Origin of the sequence: Anabaena sp. CCY 9402-a, assembly GCF_963920945.1 — a bacterium.
GTDB classification, from domain to species: domain Bacteria; phylum Cyanobacteriota; class Cyanobacteriia; order Cyanobacteriales; family Nostocaceae; genus Trichormus; species Trichormus minutissimus.
Genome location: NZ_CAWUDL010000007.1, coordinates 1 through 14,611, shown reverse-complemented (window position 1 = coordinate 14,611; position 14,611 = coordinate 1). Strand labels below are relative to the sequence as shown.

13 protein-coding genes are annotated in these 14,611 nt (G+C 40.1%); 4 read left to right on the top strand and 9 right to left on the bottom strand.

Annotated elements, in window-relative coordinates; translation table 11 throughout:
• Window positions 1–203 precede the first annotated feature (203 nt).
• Window positions 204–1,181, bottom strand: coding sequence for a GTP-binding protein (locus tag ACM0OR_RS04280; protein ID WP_323264905.1), 978 nt, complete (start codon window positions 1,179–1,181; stop codon window positions 204–206).
• A 260-nt stretch (window positions 1,182–1,441) separates the two neighbouring features.
• Between ACM0OR_RS04280 and ACM0OR_RS04275 the strand changes: the two genes are divergently transcribed.
• Window positions 1,442–2,326 (top strand): all3515 family Zur-repressed PEP-CTERM protein, encoded by an 885-nt coding sequence (locus tag ACM0OR_RS04275; RefSeq protein ID WP_414575129.1) that lies wholly within the window; start codon window positions 1,442–1,444, stop codon window positions 2,324–2,326.
• A 118-nt stretch (window positions 2,327–2,444) separates the two neighbouring features.
• Here the strand turns inward: ACM0OR_RS04275 and ACM0OR_RS04270 are convergent, their stop codons facing one another.
• The 3 genes from ACM0OR_RS04270 to nifH all read right to left on the bottom strand — a co-directional run bounded on the left by ACM0OR_RS04270 (window position 2,445) and on the right by nifH (window position 4,881).
• Entirely contained in the window at window positions 2,445–3,350 is a 906-nt protein-coding gene (locus ACM0OR_RS04270) for an alpha/beta fold hydrolase (RefSeq protein ID WP_414575128.1), read from the bottom strand.
• Window positions 3,351–3,383: 33 nt separating this feature from the next.
• Window positions 3,384–3,824 carry a SufE family protein gene (locus tag ACM0OR_RS04265; protein ID WP_414575127.1) on the bottom strand — a complete coding sequence of 147 codons (441 nt, stop codon included), beginning with the start codon at window positions 3,822–3,824 and terminating at the stop codon, window positions 3,384–3,386.
• A gap of 163 nt (window positions 3,825–3,987) precedes the next feature.
• Window positions 3,988–4,881, bottom strand: coding sequence for a nitrogenase iron protein (gene nifH / locus ACM0OR_RS04260; RefSeq protein WP_323264909.1), 894 nt, complete (start codon window positions 4,879–4,881; stop codon window positions 3,988–3,990).
• Between the two features lie 69 nt (window positions 4,882–4,950).
• Here nifH and ACM0OR_RS04255 point away from each other — a divergent pair, with 69 nt between their 5' ends.
• Window positions 4,951–5,124 carry a hypothetical protein gene (locus ACM0OR_RS04255; RefSeq protein ID WP_414575126.1) on the top strand — a complete coding sequence of 58 codons (174 nt, stop codon included), beginning with the start codon at window positions 4,951–4,953 and terminating at the stop codon, window positions 5,122–5,124.
• A 1,426-nt stretch (window positions 5,125–6,550) separates the two neighbouring features.
• Window positions 6,551–6,811, top strand: a complete 261-nt coding sequence (gene psaK / locus ACM0OR_RS04250) for a photosystem I reaction center subunit PsaK (protein WP_323264910.1) — start codon at window positions 6,551–6,553, stop codon at window positions 6,809–6,811.
• 149 nt (window positions 6,812–6,960) lie between these two features.
• On the opposite strand, the gene ACM0OR_RS04245 is transcribed toward psaK, so the two are convergent.
• The 4 genes from ACM0OR_RS04245 to petN all read right to left on the bottom strand — a co-directional run bounded on the left by ACM0OR_RS04245 (window position 6,961) and on the right by petN (window position 12,649).
• Window positions 6,961–8,523 (bottom strand): phytoene desaturase family protein, encoded by a 1,563-nt coding sequence (locus ACM0OR_RS04245; protein WP_414575125.1) that lies wholly within the window; start codon window positions 8,521–8,523, stop codon window positions 6,961–6,963.
• 656 nt (window positions 8,524–9,179) lie between these two features.
• Window positions 9,180–12,221, bottom strand: coding sequence for a GAF domain-containing protein (locus ACM0OR_RS04240; protein WP_414575124.1), 3,042 nt, complete (start codon window positions 12,219–12,221; stop codon window positions 9,180–9,182).
• Window positions 12,222–12,390: 169 nt separating this feature from the next.
• On the bottom strand, window positions 12,391–12,552 hold the full coding sequence (locus ACM0OR_RS04235; protein WP_414575122.1) for a hypothetical protein: 162 nt from the start codon (window positions 12,550–12,552) through the stop codon (window positions 12,391–12,393).
• A 7-nt stretch (window positions 12,553–12,559) separates the two neighbouring features.
• Window positions 12,560–12,649, bottom strand: coding sequence for a cytochrome b6-f complex subunit PetN (gene petN / locus ACM0OR_RS04230; protein WP_010998401.1), 90 nt, complete (start codon window positions 12,647–12,649; stop codon window positions 12,560–12,562).
• Window positions 12,650–12,803: 154 nt separating this feature from the next.
• Here petN and ACM0OR_RS04225 point away from each other — a divergent pair, with 154 nt between their 5' ends.
• Complete coding sequence (locus ACM0OR_RS04225; RefSeq protein ID WP_190700420.1) at window positions 12,804–13,256, top strand: hypothetical protein; 453 nt, start codon at window positions 12,804–12,806, stop codon at window positions 13,254–13,256.
• Window positions 13,257–13,489: 233 nt separating this feature from the next.
• On the opposite strand, the gene ACM0OR_RS04220 is transcribed toward ACM0OR_RS04225, so the two are convergent.
• The gene (locus ACM0OR_RS04220) at window positions 13,490–14,377 is read right to left on the bottom strand and encodes a LysM peptidoglycan-binding domain-containing M23 family metallopeptidase (protein WP_414575121.1); all 888 of its coding nucleotides are present in this window, start codon (window positions 14,375–14,377) and stop codon (window positions 13,490–13,492) included.
• Window positions 14,378–14,611 lie beyond the last annotated feature (234 nt).

Here is a 14,611-nt window from a genome sequence, read left to right as displayed (position 1 = left end):
GCGGGTTTCCCGCCGTAGGAAACTTTTCAAGACGTATTTTAGATTTTGGATTGAATAATCTAAATCCAAAATTGCAAATCCACTCATTGAAAAGCTGGGGACTGGGGATTAGAAAGCAGAGGAGTAGGGGAAGCAGGGGAGCAGAGAGGAATACTAATAATTAATTTCACGCTCTTTACTCCCTACTCAGCACTCAGCACTCACTACTCAGCTGCCATACAAGCAAGAAAATCTTGTTTCAATTGGGCTTCATCGAGATTGCGACCGATGAAAACCAATTCGTTTTTCCGTTTCTCGCTAGCTTTCCAGGGTCTATCAGGTCTGCCATCCAATATCATATGCACACCTTGGAAGACAAATCTATTATCCTCCCCAGCAATATTTAATATGCCTTTCATCCGAAAGATATCTGGGCCTTGGGTACGCAATAATTCTGAAAGCCAAGCATTTAATTTCTGCCCATCCAGTTCCCCTGAATCTACCAAGGCTACAGAAAAAATACTATCATCATGTTCGTGGGTATCTTCACCCAAAAAATTGGGATCTATTTCTAATGCGCGATCTAAATCAAACGCATTCACACCTAATAAAGCATCCATTGCTAATTCTGAATTTTGGGTGCGGTAGATTTTCGCCATCGCATTCATCGACCGAATCCGCTTTTCTAATTCATCTAATTCTGCTGGCGTAACTAAATCTGTTTTATTAAGTAAAATTACATCGGCAAAGGCAATCTGTTCTTGAGCTTCATCTGCATCCCAGTGCTGCCAGATATGCTTGGCATCAACTACTGTCACCACTGCATCTAAAGCCAGTTGGCTTTGCATATCTTCATCTACAAAGAATGTCTGAATTACTGGTGCAGGGTCGGCTAACCCAGTAGTTTCTATAACTAAATGGTCAAACTTATCGCGTCGCTTCATCAAATTATTAATGATGCGAATTAAATCCCCTCTGACGGTACAACAAATACAGCCATTATTCATTTCAAATATTTCTTCGTCAGCATCAATTACTAATTGATTATCAATGCCGACTTCCCCAAATTCATTAACAATCACAGCCACTTTTTTGCCGTGTTCGTAGGTGAGGATGTGATTAAGTAGAGTTGTTTTACCTGCTCCTAAATAGCCGGTCAAAACAGTCACGGGAACTGAATTTATCATTACGTCAGCAACCATACTTTTAAAACCTCTTATCTCACTTATGGATAATCATTATCACCCATCATAAATCCTTTTATATTTTTGTGTGAATTTGCCATTAATGCAAGCTGCAATCCACACTATTTGCTGTTTTTGGCATCTGTATTTAGTTATAAATATTCACAATTCACCAGGATTGAGGACTTCTATTTTTAACAAATTCTTCATTGACAAACCCATAAAGAGCATGATAATCATTATCGTTAGTAAAAATTATACTTTCAGGGAGAACCCTAGTGGTTTCAAAATACACTAGCTTTTGGCACAAGCAAGCTTATATTGCTGTGGGCTTTTTGGCTGTTGCGCCATTAGTTGTATCTACAGCTATTGCACCTGCACAAGCTCATGATGACACTGAATATTACATTGGCTTAGATGGGTTACATATTCTTTTAAGCGGGACATATGCAGGATTAGATAACCCGAACTACAACCGTTTGACCTTCTTATCTGCACACCGGGAAGCAAACCCTGCGAGTAATCATTTTCATGGTATTGGGACTTATAGCTACTTAGGTGCTGTAGATAGCCCAAGTATTAATTCAACCAGTGCTAATAACAGAATTCCTGAGACTTATACAGGAATTCCACCACTAAAATTATTACCGGGTACAGGGATTTATTCTGGTCGCTTGATTAGCTCTGATACTCATGAAGAATATAGCAATCTAAACATCCAATCCATAACATCTTTAGCAGGTGCTTTAGAAGCAGACGACCAGTATTTATTTAATAGTTCTGGTGGTCGTTGGCAGTCGTCTCTGACGGGTGCAACAATTGGTCTACAGTTGCTGGAAATTAGTAGTGGATTGAATATTGCGAATGAGGCAGGTGAAAATATCCTCAATTCTCTTGGTGATATTTATACCCTCGGTGGTGGTGATGATTTTTCCTTCACCCCTACTTTTTGGACTCAGAAAACAGCAACACCCGGTACTTATTCCGCAACATTTAAGCTGGTAGATTTAAGCGATAACTATTTAGAGTCTGGTACATTTAGCTTAGATTTTCGAGTTGAGAAAGTACCAGAACCTTCTACTACTATTGCTTTAGGATTCGCTGGTTTATTAGCTTTGTCTATCTCTCATCTGAAAAAACGCACTGTAAAAAGTTTGAATTAGTAAGTCTGTGGGAAGAAATCAAACTAACTATGTATTTTGCAATGTGAAATACTTGTGATTGAGTTCGTAGTAAGGACTTTAGTGCTTAAAAAAGGGCTAAAGCCCTTACTACAAACCTTTAATGATGTAAAAAATCCTCAATGGCTGCAAAAATCTCTGCTGGGTATTCCTCGTGCATTCCCAAAGAACCGGGAAGTACAACACTTCTAACCCCTGGGAGTGCCGCGACAACTTCCATTTCGGCGCGTGATTTGGGGGGACTTGATTCTGCAATCACTACCATGATGGGAACAGATAAGGACTGTACAAGTGCTAGAAAATCGGATTGATTGTGTACTGCGTCAATATTACCAGTTACAAAAGCCGCAGAAGCAAACCTAGCACCTGGTTTTTGGGTGGATTGCCATTTCTTCTCCATGAAACTGGGTGTGAGTTTCGCTGTATCGACAAAGACATGGCGACGATACATAAACCGTAAGAATGAGGGCGTGGTATTGAGTTTGTAGAGAATTTGACCGACAATAGGCGATCGCACTAATCCCCTAACTACACCAGCTAACATTGGATTTGCCCCCATTGTCGGTAAAGGGCCGCGCCAAGTCGGTGCAATCAAGACAATTTTTGAGAAAGTATCTGGCTGTTGGTGCGCTAGTTGCAACACATAACCAGCAGCATGACCAGCTGCTATGACAGTTATAGGAATCGAAAAAACAGCCTGGACAAAATCCCCTAGAAATTGCTGATAAATCTCTGGTCGGTAATCTATACTAGGGCGTGAAGATTGCCCAAAACCCGGCCAGTCTATAGCTACTACTTGAAAATGAGGAGCTAGTAGCCTAGCCAATCCAGCCATTTCTTGACGGGTGGATACGCTGCTAAAAGCTGGCAATAGTAATAGAGGTGAACCATTGCCCAGAGTTTCATAAACAACACGCAATGGTTGATTTTCCCATTGCCAGACATATTCTTGAACTACTCCACCAAATCCAGTAGGGTCATAGGTTGATAATAAACTGGTAGACATCGCACTAAATATTGGGTAGTTGTCACAATACTTTTAGTTTGGCAGGTCTAACTTACATTCCAACGCTTTTTTTTGCATAGTTTTAAAAATGTTATAAAACCCATTAGCGCGGGAAGGGGTGAGGCTGACATTTAAACCAGTGGCTTGGATAAAATCTGGTGTAAGTTCCACAATCGCCGTAGGTGCTAGTTCGTTTAAGCCTTCAATTAATAGGGCGAGTAATCCTTTCGTCAATTGTGAATCAGAATCCCCCTGATATGTCACCTTACCATCATGCAAAGTTGCAGTCACATATACTTGCGAAACACAACCAGGGACTTTATTTTCTGGGACTTTATCAGTTTCTGGGAACTCTGGCATCTTTTGAGCATACCAGATGAGTTGTTCATAGCGTCGCTTTGGGTCTGTCGCCCGTTGAAAACGCTGGACAATTTTAGCTAGAGCAGGCGGTAAAGAGTCTAAAGTTGAAGACATAACAGCAGTTGCGAATAATCGGTCTTTCTTTGAGTGTAGATTATCTTCAATCTAGGCGATCGCAGAATTGCCCAGCTACGCCAAAAAAAGATGGTGAACAGAAATAACCCCGATTTTCTCAAAATTCGGGGTTATGGAATCTATCAAAACTGAATCACATTACTTACTTAGCAGTGGGTTCAGAAGTTGCAGCAAGCATTTTTGCAGCATTTTCTTCGCTTTCTAGAATACCGAATTCAATCAACAACTCTTCTAGTTCTTCCATCTCAATTGGGGTAGGAATCTGAAGATTCTTGTTGTTGACGATTTTGGTAGCCAATGTCCGGTATTCGTTACCTTGTGCGCTATCTGGTGCGTACTCGTTAACGGTCATCCGGCGCAACTCAGCGTGTTGAACAATGTTGTCACGAGGTACGTAGTGAATCATTTGGGTGTTCAACCGTTTTGCCAGAGTTTCGATCAATTCGATTTCTCTGTCAACGTTCCGGCTGTTACAAATCAAACCACCTAAACGTACACCACCTGTGTGGGCATATTTCAAAATACCGCGAGCGATGTTGTTTGCAGCGTACATCGCCATCATTTCACCTGATGTCACGATGTAGATTTCTTGTGCTTTGTTTTCGCGGATAGGCATCGCGAAACCACCACATACAACGTCACCTAGTACGTCATAAGATACAAAGTCAACGTCTTGGTAAGCACCATTTTCTTCTAAGAAGTTGATGGCGGTGATAATACCACGACCAGCACAACCTACACCGGGTTCTGGTCCACCAGACTCCACGCACTTCACACCACGGAAGCCGGTTAACATTACTTCTTCGAGTTCTAGGTCTTCAACTGCGCCACGTTCAGCAGCCAAGTGCAGAACTGTGGTTTGAGCTTTAGAGTGCAGCATCAAACGGGTGGAGTCAGCTTTAGGGTCACAACCTACAATCAGGATGCGTTGACCCATTTCTGCCATTGCTGCCAAGGTGTTTTGAGAAGTAGTAGACTTACCAATACCGCCCTTACCGTAGAAAGCTATTTGTCTGATTTTTTTGTCAATACTCATGGTTTGTGTTTTCCTACAATAACTGTGAATGCAAAGTTCTAGAGTAAATATTGGTAAGAGGTTGCACAGATGAGGGTTTCTCTCTCAGGAATATTGCAAGTATTACTGTACTCACTACTGAGTCCAGAAAAGCTTGACATAGACATTGCAGTTAATTGTCATAAATCACCATCGGTTGCTCAAGCCTTAAGAGTGGTTACAGCAGGAATATTTATCCAGGTTTTTTTCCCTGAACCCAACTAACCAACATTGCAATCCACTCTGAATGGTGCTGACAACCTTCCTGATTTCGTATATGTCAATACCTTACATTAGCAACCTCAAACACTAGGATTTGGGCAATGTATTGGTGACTGTTGACAATATGCTTAAATTCCTAAATCTTGGGGAACGATATTTACTCTGCCTCAAGTTTTTACGCCCAAAGTGAGTAACTACTAGAACATAGTTTGCTAATAGGAATAGTTAATTCCCATTGCACGATATTCAGTAACCGTTCTGATTTTTTTTAGATTGCCAGGGTGTACTAAGAGTCTTTCTTCCCAGTCTCCTAGAGTAATTATTTCTGGCAGGTAATACTAGCTTGTCTAGCCAACTCTCACTAGTTATTACCTAAGCAAGTTATCACTGACTTCAAGTTTGTACTAATGCGACAATCCTGTTTATCTGGCTGATTTATACCGTTACCAAAAGGTGTAACGATATTGAAGTGGATTTACCAGAGCAAAAGGACTTGATTAAGTCGCAATATTACTTGCGAAGTCTTTTTGCGTGCTTGCTTTTTTGATTCCTGTTGTCATCCTAACATAGTTTTACTAATTTATTCATTCGATATTAAATTATTTTTTCTGGACATATTATTGTTTTGATTATTTCGCTGAAACATGAGTCTGGGCTTTATTTTTAAACAAAATGGCAGGTATTAATAAGGTACAAAGGAATAGTAAAAAGCGTAATTCATTTTACATAAGGCAAGAGATAAACCTGCTTAATTTGAACTTTTTTGTGCTTGAAAATTGTTTTTGATGAATTCGTATTTTTTATTAATCTTGTGATTATTAATTGCCAGTTTTATTTTATATTTTAGCTAAAATTGAATAGTTTTTTAAGTTATTTGATGATTTTAAATACAGAAATCATAATTGATTAAATATCAAGGATAAAAGAATTTGAATTAAGTAGGGTGTAACACCAGGTCAAAGCTGAACTTTGCATCATGATGCGAGTTGTTTAACTCCAACCTGATTTGAGAAATATTCATTTGTTGTGCATACAGATATTAGAGGCAAAAAGAAGCTTCATTTCATCAGCTAGTTGCAACTATGGGAAAAATGTAAAAACTGTTGATATTGGGTTTAAATAATAATTGCGTTGGCGTAGCGTCTCGTAGAGAAGGTAGAGATGGCGTAGTCACCTAGCAAATTCATACATTATGATAATATTCATTAAGATGTAATGGCAAGCACAAAATAAATATCTTTTGTGTGTATATAAATAGGTTTCTCCAGCATCATCTCAATCTACCTACCAAATTGATCCCCAGATTTATGAAGTATTGAAAATGAATGTTAAATATTAATGCAAAATAGCAATTTCTCTTGAATTTATTGCGAGATTTTTCAGATGATATTTTCAATTATTCGATTAAATTTCAGGAGCATAAATTCAGGTGTTAACTTCAACCTTACTCGCTGCTGCCACCGCACCCCTGGAATGGAGTCCCACAGTTGGGATTTTCATGATTATTGCCAATATCATTGCCATTACCTTTGGCAAATTCAGCATCAAGTATCCCAGTTCAGAACCAGCTTTACCTTCTTCTAATCTCTTCGGTGGCTTTGGTTTACCCGCTTTATTAGCAACTACAGCCTTTGGCCACATCTTAGGAGTAGGTCTGATTTTAGGACTACATTACCTAGGTAGATTTTAGGATAAAAACTTAGGAAGTAAACAGTAGAAATCAGCAAAATATTTTTGCTGATTTGAGGTTATTTTCTACTTACCTAAATAATGTAGTTATTGATTGTTGTGTCTGTATCTATGAGCCAGGGAATATATTCTCTGGCTCTTTTCTATTTGTTAGTTGGCTGCTACTAAAGGCTGAAGTGTGTTAACTTTCCGCCGTACTGATTCCCCTGTCAGCAGTTCTACAACATCCATCCCATTGCCAATTACACCCGGTACACTGGGATACCCAGCACTTGCACCCACTAAAAACAGGTTTGGTAATTCCGTCGTGTATCCTATGCGATTTAATCCTACTTGTTGGGGTACTAATTTCGCCCCATAAATATTACCTTCTGGTTGTCCTAGATAATATTCGCTGGTGGTAGGTGTACCGTAAACCTTCATGCGCGTGTAATTGTCTATGTCAGGAATCAAATCCCTAACACTGTGCATGATTTGTTGGTAAACTTCACGTTTTTTGGCTTTGTAAGCTTGTAAGTCAGTTTTGTGCAGATGTTCAAAAGGTGCGTAAGGGCAAACGGTGGCAATTTCTAGAATATGATGTCCTTCTGGGGCTATTCCCGGTTCATCAGATTTCATAGTTGGACAAGACAAGAAAATCCACGGTTGGCTAAAGTCACCTTGCAATTGTTGTTGATATTCTCTATTTAAGTTACCTGTAGGATAGTACCAAGTATTCCAATTACCGATGCCATAACGTTCTGGTTGAAAGCGGCTATCTAAACCCAGGTAGATATTAAAAGCACTAGCTGAATATTCATAGCCAGTCAACCGCCGACGTTCCCTATGGCTGATGGCTTCATTCTCGTGCATCAACTCTACTGTTAATTTGGGGTCAAGGTCGCTAATATAAGCCTTGGTAGCACGATAGATTTTGCCATCAGCTAATACACTATGAACACTACCGTTACTGACTTGGATATGATTAACCGTGGTAGCATAGGCAATTACACCCCCACTGGCGGTAATGGCATCAACAATGGTGTCTACAAAGTGCTTAAAGTGATGTTTGGGATAATAAGCACCTTCGGAATAGTCCCAAACTAGGGAAGTATGGGTAAGAAGGGCTATTTCTTGGGGTGGTAGTGCATAGTCGCCACTTTGTCCGGCTAGGATGGCTTGTAATTTAGGTGATAACCCGACATGATTATATAAATCTTGCAGAGTCCAACTGCGCTTGCGAAAAAGATTGAAATATTTTGGCAACTTTAACCAGTTAGACCATTTTTGATCATACCAACGCACTTCTTGCCCTAAGCTGCGAATTTCGTGATGGAGTTGCTGAATTTCATCACAGTAGCGGTTGATAGCATTAGCTTCTTCTGGGAAGGTGGAAAGCAATCGGGAACGCAGACTTTCCCACCCTAGGGGAATCCTAAAATCTGCCTCTGGTGTGATGATGCGATCTATGCAATCTGGATTTAGGCTATTAAAGGGTACATCTCGGTTAATATAGTTGAGAAATTGCGCGATCGCTTGATCACTACCACATTGAGAAATATAATGCACATCAGCACAAAAACTATATTCCCCATAATCAAAGGTGTGACAGCAACCGCCAGGTAAATAGTGTTTTTCTAAAACTGCGACATTATATCCCTGACGTGTTAAGCAAGCGGCTGTTGCTAATCCACCTAATCCAGCTCCTAAAATTACATAATCAAAGATTTCCATGTTACCCTCCTCTGGTAATCTTGATTGCTTTTGATTTAAGTGGTCTGATTTTTATAAAGGGTAGGTTTCTCAACCCACCCCCAACTACCTCACCGCAAGCGAGGCTACGGTCTACACACAAATTTTAAGTAGTTGATGAATCCGGGTTTTACGAGTCGTGATGTTTCTGAGTGATGGGTATTCGGTCAATACTGTTCGGATAAGAGAGTATAGGGGATTGGATTGAGGAACGTAGCAAGATACCGCAGAGGAACTCAACATTTGCACGTATTTGTTGGGTTACTCTACGATTAGGCTTACGTGCGCCAACGCAAAGCCTTAATTGAACCGTATTGTGGATTGGCTAGGAAACAATAGCTAGTATGTAGTTACCCTGAAATTCTCAAATTCAGGAAAGATTTAGCCTGTGATTTTTATTAAGTGGCAGATACTGATTGGCTAAGTAGTGCTGATCAATCTTGGTAGGGTGAATTTGGGATTGATGTACTTTAGTTTATCTAGAATCTCAAGCTTTGTTCAAGAACTTTTGTCTTTCTTAATAATTTTTTAAAATATCATAAAAACTACTTAATCTGCGGGAAACCTGAAAGTAAGTGTTTTAGTTTTTGTCAGCTTTTTGGATACATTAGCCGAACGCCTGGGTAATTCTAATAACTTTAGTTAACCGCAGCTAAAGGCTGTGTGGGAATTTCTATGCAAAACTTACAACCTTTACCAGGTTCAGAAATACAGTTAATTTTACCGCCGTGTTCTTCCACTATAATTTTATAGCTAATAGATAAACCTAACCCAGTACCTTGTCCTGGTTGTTTGGTGGTAAAGAATGGTTCAAAAATCCGCGATCGCACATTTTCTAGAATGCCACAACCATTGTCAGCAATACTAATGAAGATTGTATGATTTTCTATAACTTTTGTAGATATTTTAATTTGGGGCGTGACAGTAATTTTATCCAAAGACATGGCAGATTCTAGAGCATCTATAGAATTATTAATAATATTCATAAATACCTGATTCATCTGCGCTGCGTAACACACTACTTCAGATAATTCACCATACTCTTTTATGACTTCTATCGCTGGAAAATCATTTTTAGCTTCCAGCCGATGTTGTAAAATTAACAGAGTGCTGTCGATCCCTTCATGCAGGTCAACAGGTTTCATTTTCGCTTCGTCAAGTCTGGCAAAACTACGTAATGATAAAACTAACTGAGAAATTCGTTCTGCACCTATCATCATTGATTTGAGAATTTTTGGTAAATCATCAGCAATAAAATCTAAGTCTAATTCTGCTATCTGCTCTTGAAATTCTTTCTTAGGCTGGGGATAATTTTTTTTGTAGCCATCCACTAATTTAAATAAATTTTCTGTGTGTTCATTCACGTATGTGATGTTACCGTAAATGAAACTAATTGGATTGTTAATTTCATGGGCTATTCCAGCTACTAATTGCCCCAAACTCGCCATCTTTTCACTTTGAATTAACTGGCTTTGTGTTTCTTGTAATTCTTTTAGTGCGTGAGCAATTGCTTCCTTTTGGCACTTGGTTTGTTCTAGTAACTCCGCCTGTTGAATCCCCACACCTAATTGAGTGCTAATCTGCACTAATAAATCTATTTCATCCTCTTGCCATTCATGAGGTTGAGTATTTTGATAAGCACCTAATAATCCCCATAGTTGCTCACCTTGAAAAATTGGCACAACTATGTATGCTCTAGCTTTCATTGTTTTAATCAAAGCCAGATGATGTTGAGAATAATTTCGGCTGTGAATATCATTAATAGCAATAATTTTGCCGTTAGCGAAATCGCCTCCTTGGGTTTTTTGTAAGTAATCATCTGCGATCGCATCTACAATTTTGCTGACTGGTGTCCAACCATCAGCTAATGATTCCGCAACAAATTCACCACTCCAATCAGACTGAAAACGATAGATGATGACGCGATCTACTTCCAATAACCGCCGGACTTCTTGAGTGCTGGTAATAAAAATAGTATTCAAGTCCAGGGAACGGCGGATTTTTTCTACTGTCGCCGCTAAAGCTTTTTCCCTGGCTGCGGCTTTGCGTTCTCGTTCGGCGGCTTTTGCTAGTTGTTCAGCTTGCACTTGCACCTGTTGCAAAGTTTCGGCTTGTTGTAGTGCTATGCCTAGCTGTACACCAACTTGAGCTAATAAGTTGGTTTCTTCTTCTTGCCAATAACGCAGTCGCGAGTTTTGATAGGCTACTAACAAACCCCACAGTTTTTCACCTTGGCAAATCGGCACAAAAATTTCATTACGAGCATAGTTCCCTGGTTGTGTTTCTGGTGACAGCAAGCGTTCTGTAGGAGGTTGTGGTTTGATTATTGGTTGCCAACCATTAAGAAGGGAATCAGCCACAAATTCACCACTCCAATCAGGATGAAAGCGATAAATTGCTACTCTTTCGACTCCTAGTAAACCTCGTACCTCTTGAGTAGTGGTTGTAAAAATGATTTCAATATCTAGAGAGTGGCGGATTTTTTCTACAGTGTTTGCTAATGCTCGTTGGCGTTCCGCAGCTTTGCTGAGTTCTGCGGCTTGGATTTGCATTTGTTGTAAGTATTCCGCTTGCTGTAAAGCTACACCTAATTGAGTGCTAACTTGAGTAAGTAAGTAAACTTCATCTTCTTGCCAATCACGAATCCCAGTGTTTTGGTAAACTGCTAACAAACCCCACAGCTTTTGTCCGTGATATATGGCAATGATTACATAGGCTCTGGCTTGATAAATTTCTAATACATTGAGGTAACACTCACTAAACCCTGCATTGTAAATATCAGGACAAACGCGATACACTTCACCTCTGGTGAAACGACCACCTTCTGTATCTTGTAAGTAAGTATCTGCTACTGGAGTTTTGGCTAACTCTTTAGCACTACATTCACTGACATTTTCTTTTAATTCTGGTCTTTGTAACTGTTCATCGATCAGGGAAATCCAACCCTCTCTCACAGATTCAAAAACAAACTCCCCAGTCCAATCGGGATTGAAGCGATAGATGGCTACACGGTCAGTATTGATGAGTTTTCTGATTTCTGCGGTACTGGTGCGGAAAATGGTTTCTAAATCTAGGGATTGGCGAATTTTTTCAATGGCGATCGCAATTGTTTTTTGCCACTCTACGGCTTTTTCTCTGGCTTGAGCTTGTGCTAGTTGTGCTGATTGTGCTTTGGCTTGTTCTATATAATCTGCTTGCTGTAAAGCCACTGCCAAATGTTCAGCAATTAACTGCACAAACTCAATTTCGGCAGTTTCCCATTGTCGAGTGCTACTACACTGATGAATGCACAATAACCCCCACAAGTCTTGACATTTGATTAAGGGAACAACAATATTGGCACGTACTTGGAATTTCTCCAGCATCTGAACGTAACAATCACTGATTCCAGCTTCATGGATATCAGCCATTGCTGTAATTTTACCCTGCTGATGCAGCCTAGCAAATTCCTCTGTAAGACAGTGATCGCCCAATTTGGTTGTTAATAAGGCACTCCATTCATCTCCCACATCTTCGTAGATAAATTCTCCTTCCCATCCCAAATTAGGAGTAAAACGAAACACCCCAACTCTGTCTGTATTCAGAGATTGGCGGACTTCAGTAACTGTAACTTTGAAGATAGTATTTATATCCAGAGACTCACGAATTTGGGCTATTACTCTAGATAAGGCTGTTTTCATAATCTGTCTTAAAAATGGGAAGAAGGAATTGGAAATTAGAAATGAAGTTCTATATCATAATTCCCTAGGCAGAAGTAAATTTAACAGTAAAAATTTAAAGACACGATAAATAAATACCGTGTCCCTGGGAAAATATTCTTGAAAAAACTGTGCTTTGTTCACTAGTGAATCATCGCCGCTTAGTAGTGGTGCGTCGGAGTTCACGTTTTTCGTTCTCTTGAAGACGGCGATCGCGCCATTCTGCCAAGGTTAAATAGCCAACGCCACCAGTAACTACTACTAGCAGCACTAAGGCGACTAAAGCCAAAATACTCAGAACTGGACTTTCCACAATGCCTCTATAGTCCGTTACGACCCCATACTACCATTGCAATTGACCAAGTAAACACAACTAGTAGTGATACCCAACCCAATGTCAAAATCGCCATAGTTTTACTTCTGAAATTTTTTACAAAACGTCTCTAATATTTATCATACTGGTTACTGGGGACTGGGTACTGGGCAATTTTCCCATCTTTATCTCAACTAAAGATGAATCATGAATTCATACCTAATCTCTCATCCCAATTTTCAATCTTGATTATGAACCGAATTTTAGATCATCAATACATGGCAGAACGGCTAGAATCCCTTAAAGCCGGAATTATTGGGGGTTTGGCTTTGGGTTTGGCTTTCTTAATTACTAGTTTTGTCAATACCCTGGTGCTGGCCAAGTATTTTCCCATACTCGTAAGTCTGCAAAGAGATTTTAATTGGTATTGGTTAATGAGTGGGGCGATCGCTGGTTTTTCTGGTTTACTATTCGGTGTGACTTACCGCTATATCATCCGCACCGATCAAAATCCACACTTGAACTCTGGCGGTGTGTTGGCTTTTGGTTTGGTGCGCGGCTTAACTCAAATCGAAGGGTTAAATGCTAGTAGTACAGTTTTACCCTTTGTTGTATTAGTAGGTGAAAGTATATTGTGGTTTGCAATGGCGGCGATCGCGCTTGATATTGCTCTCCAACGCTCTTGGGTAAAACCTTTTAGGTAAAACTGTATTTACCCCTGAAATAAAAGTTAATTTTGAATTTTGAATGGTTGAGGCGATGGGCTGCGCCCCGCCGGATACTGTTGGCGAAAGTGTTACAAACGGATAAACAAAGGTGTTACAACTAAAAGCCGCAACCACAGATTGAAGGTTTGAGCTTGCGTAATATTTTAAAATACAAAAATGTATTACATTCGCCAACAGTATCCCCGCCGTAGGCGATCGCTAACAGTGCTTTATGGTTTTAAATAATCCTTGGGGTTTTCAGCTACCCAACCCAGAGAAGAACTCGAACGAATTTCAAAATGCAGATGGGATTGTTTACCCGTTGGTTGTCCAGTTGTGCCTACAGTTCCCAGTAACTGACCTTTATTGATTTGTTGACCAACTTTAACTTGAATACTATCAAGATGGGCATAACGGCTTTGCAGTCCGCCATTATGGTTAATGATGACTAGATTACCGTAAGTACCCTGTTCTTGAGCAAATACTACCTTACCTGCGGCGATCGCTTCGACAGGAGTTCCCACATCTGCCAACAAATCTATGCCGCTATGGAAGAATACATCACCTGTATTCGGGTTAATTTGCCAGCCATAGGGTAACGTCACCTCTCTCGCCTGCTGTAAAGGATAGCCAGATAGCTGAACTGAGGTAGTGAACACAGCATTTTTGGGAGTTGCAGTAAAACCATTAGGCGACCAATTTACCCCAGGTACAAAAACAATTCTGGGGTCTTGTTGACAACCATTTACCTCAAATAGAGCATCAGGACGAACTTTAAATCTTGTCGCTATTTGTCGCCAAGTTTGACCGCGAGGTACTTCCACCACCACCCCATTGAAAGGAGGAATTTGTAATTCACTACCCACAGTCGGAAGCGAACCATCCTGAAGAGATGGATTCATCCCCACAATCGTTTCAGGAATGAGATTGTAACGCTGTGCAATGCTAACCAAAGTATCACCACGAACCACTTTATGCCGCCGAAAACGAGACAAAGCGGAAATTGGGCAACCCTCAACAGCAGCACTAGCACTGTTTGAGTTTGGCAATATAGCTGTTGTCAGTCCCAAAGCACTAACTAAGCTACAAAGAAGAGCAAAACGATCGGGAAAATTCATGGATACAAGATAAGACAGCCTTAACTTTAAATTCTAGTTCGGGAATTAGGAATTGGGAATTGTCTTTTTCTCCCCCTGCTCCCCCTTCTTTCGTTTCCCCAGTCCCCAGTCCCCAGTCCCCTTCCTCAAAACTGGAGTTTAGACTAAATCGGTCATGTTCAAGAAAAAAAGGGAGTCTGATTAGACCTATCTTTAAAATAAATTTTATAGGAAAATAAACAGAGAAGATAAAAA

Bases quoted from the DNA above. Each gene is read 5' to 3' on its own strand.
- ACM0OR_RS04220 (WP_414575121.1), bottom strand. From the start codon at position 14,377: ATGAATTTTCCCGATCGTTTTGCTCTTCTTTGTAGCTTAGTTAGTGCT.
- ACM0OR_RS04265 (WP_414575127.1), bottom strand. From the start codon at position 3,824: ATGTCTTCAACTTTAGACTCTTTACCGCCTGCTCTAGCTAAAATTGTC.
- ACM0OR_RS04255 (WP_414575126.1), top strand. From the start codon at position 4,951: ATGAGGGTTTCTCTCTCAGGAATATTGCAAGTATTACTGTACTCACTA.
- petN (WP_010998401.1), bottom strand. From the start codon at position 12,649: ATGGCGATTTTGACATTGGGTTGGGTATCACTACTAGTTGTGTTTACT.
- ACM0OR_RS04225 (WP_190700420.1), top strand. From the start codon at position 12,804: ATGAACCGAATTTTAGATCATCAATACATGGCAGAACGGCTAGAATCC.
- ACM0OR_RS04280 (WP_323264905.1), bottom strand. From the start codon at position 1,181: ATGGTTGCTGACGTAATGATAAATTCAGTTCCCGTGACTGTTTTGACC.
- ACM0OR_RS04270 (WP_414575128.1), bottom strand. From the start codon at position 3,350: ATGTCTACCAGTTTATTATCAACCTATGACCCTACTGGATTTGGTGGA.
- nifH (WP_323264909.1), bottom strand. From the start codon at position 4,881: ATGAGTATTGACAAAAAAATCAGACAAATAGCTTTCTACGGTAAGGGC.
- ACM0OR_RS04240 (WP_414575124.1), bottom strand. From the start codon at position 12,221: ATGAAAACAGCCTTATCTAGAGTAATAGCCCAAATTCGTGAGTCTCTG.
- ACM0OR_RS04245 (WP_414575125.1), bottom strand. From the start codon at position 8,523: ATGGAAATCTTTGATTATGTAATTTTAGGAGCTGGATTAGGTGGATTA.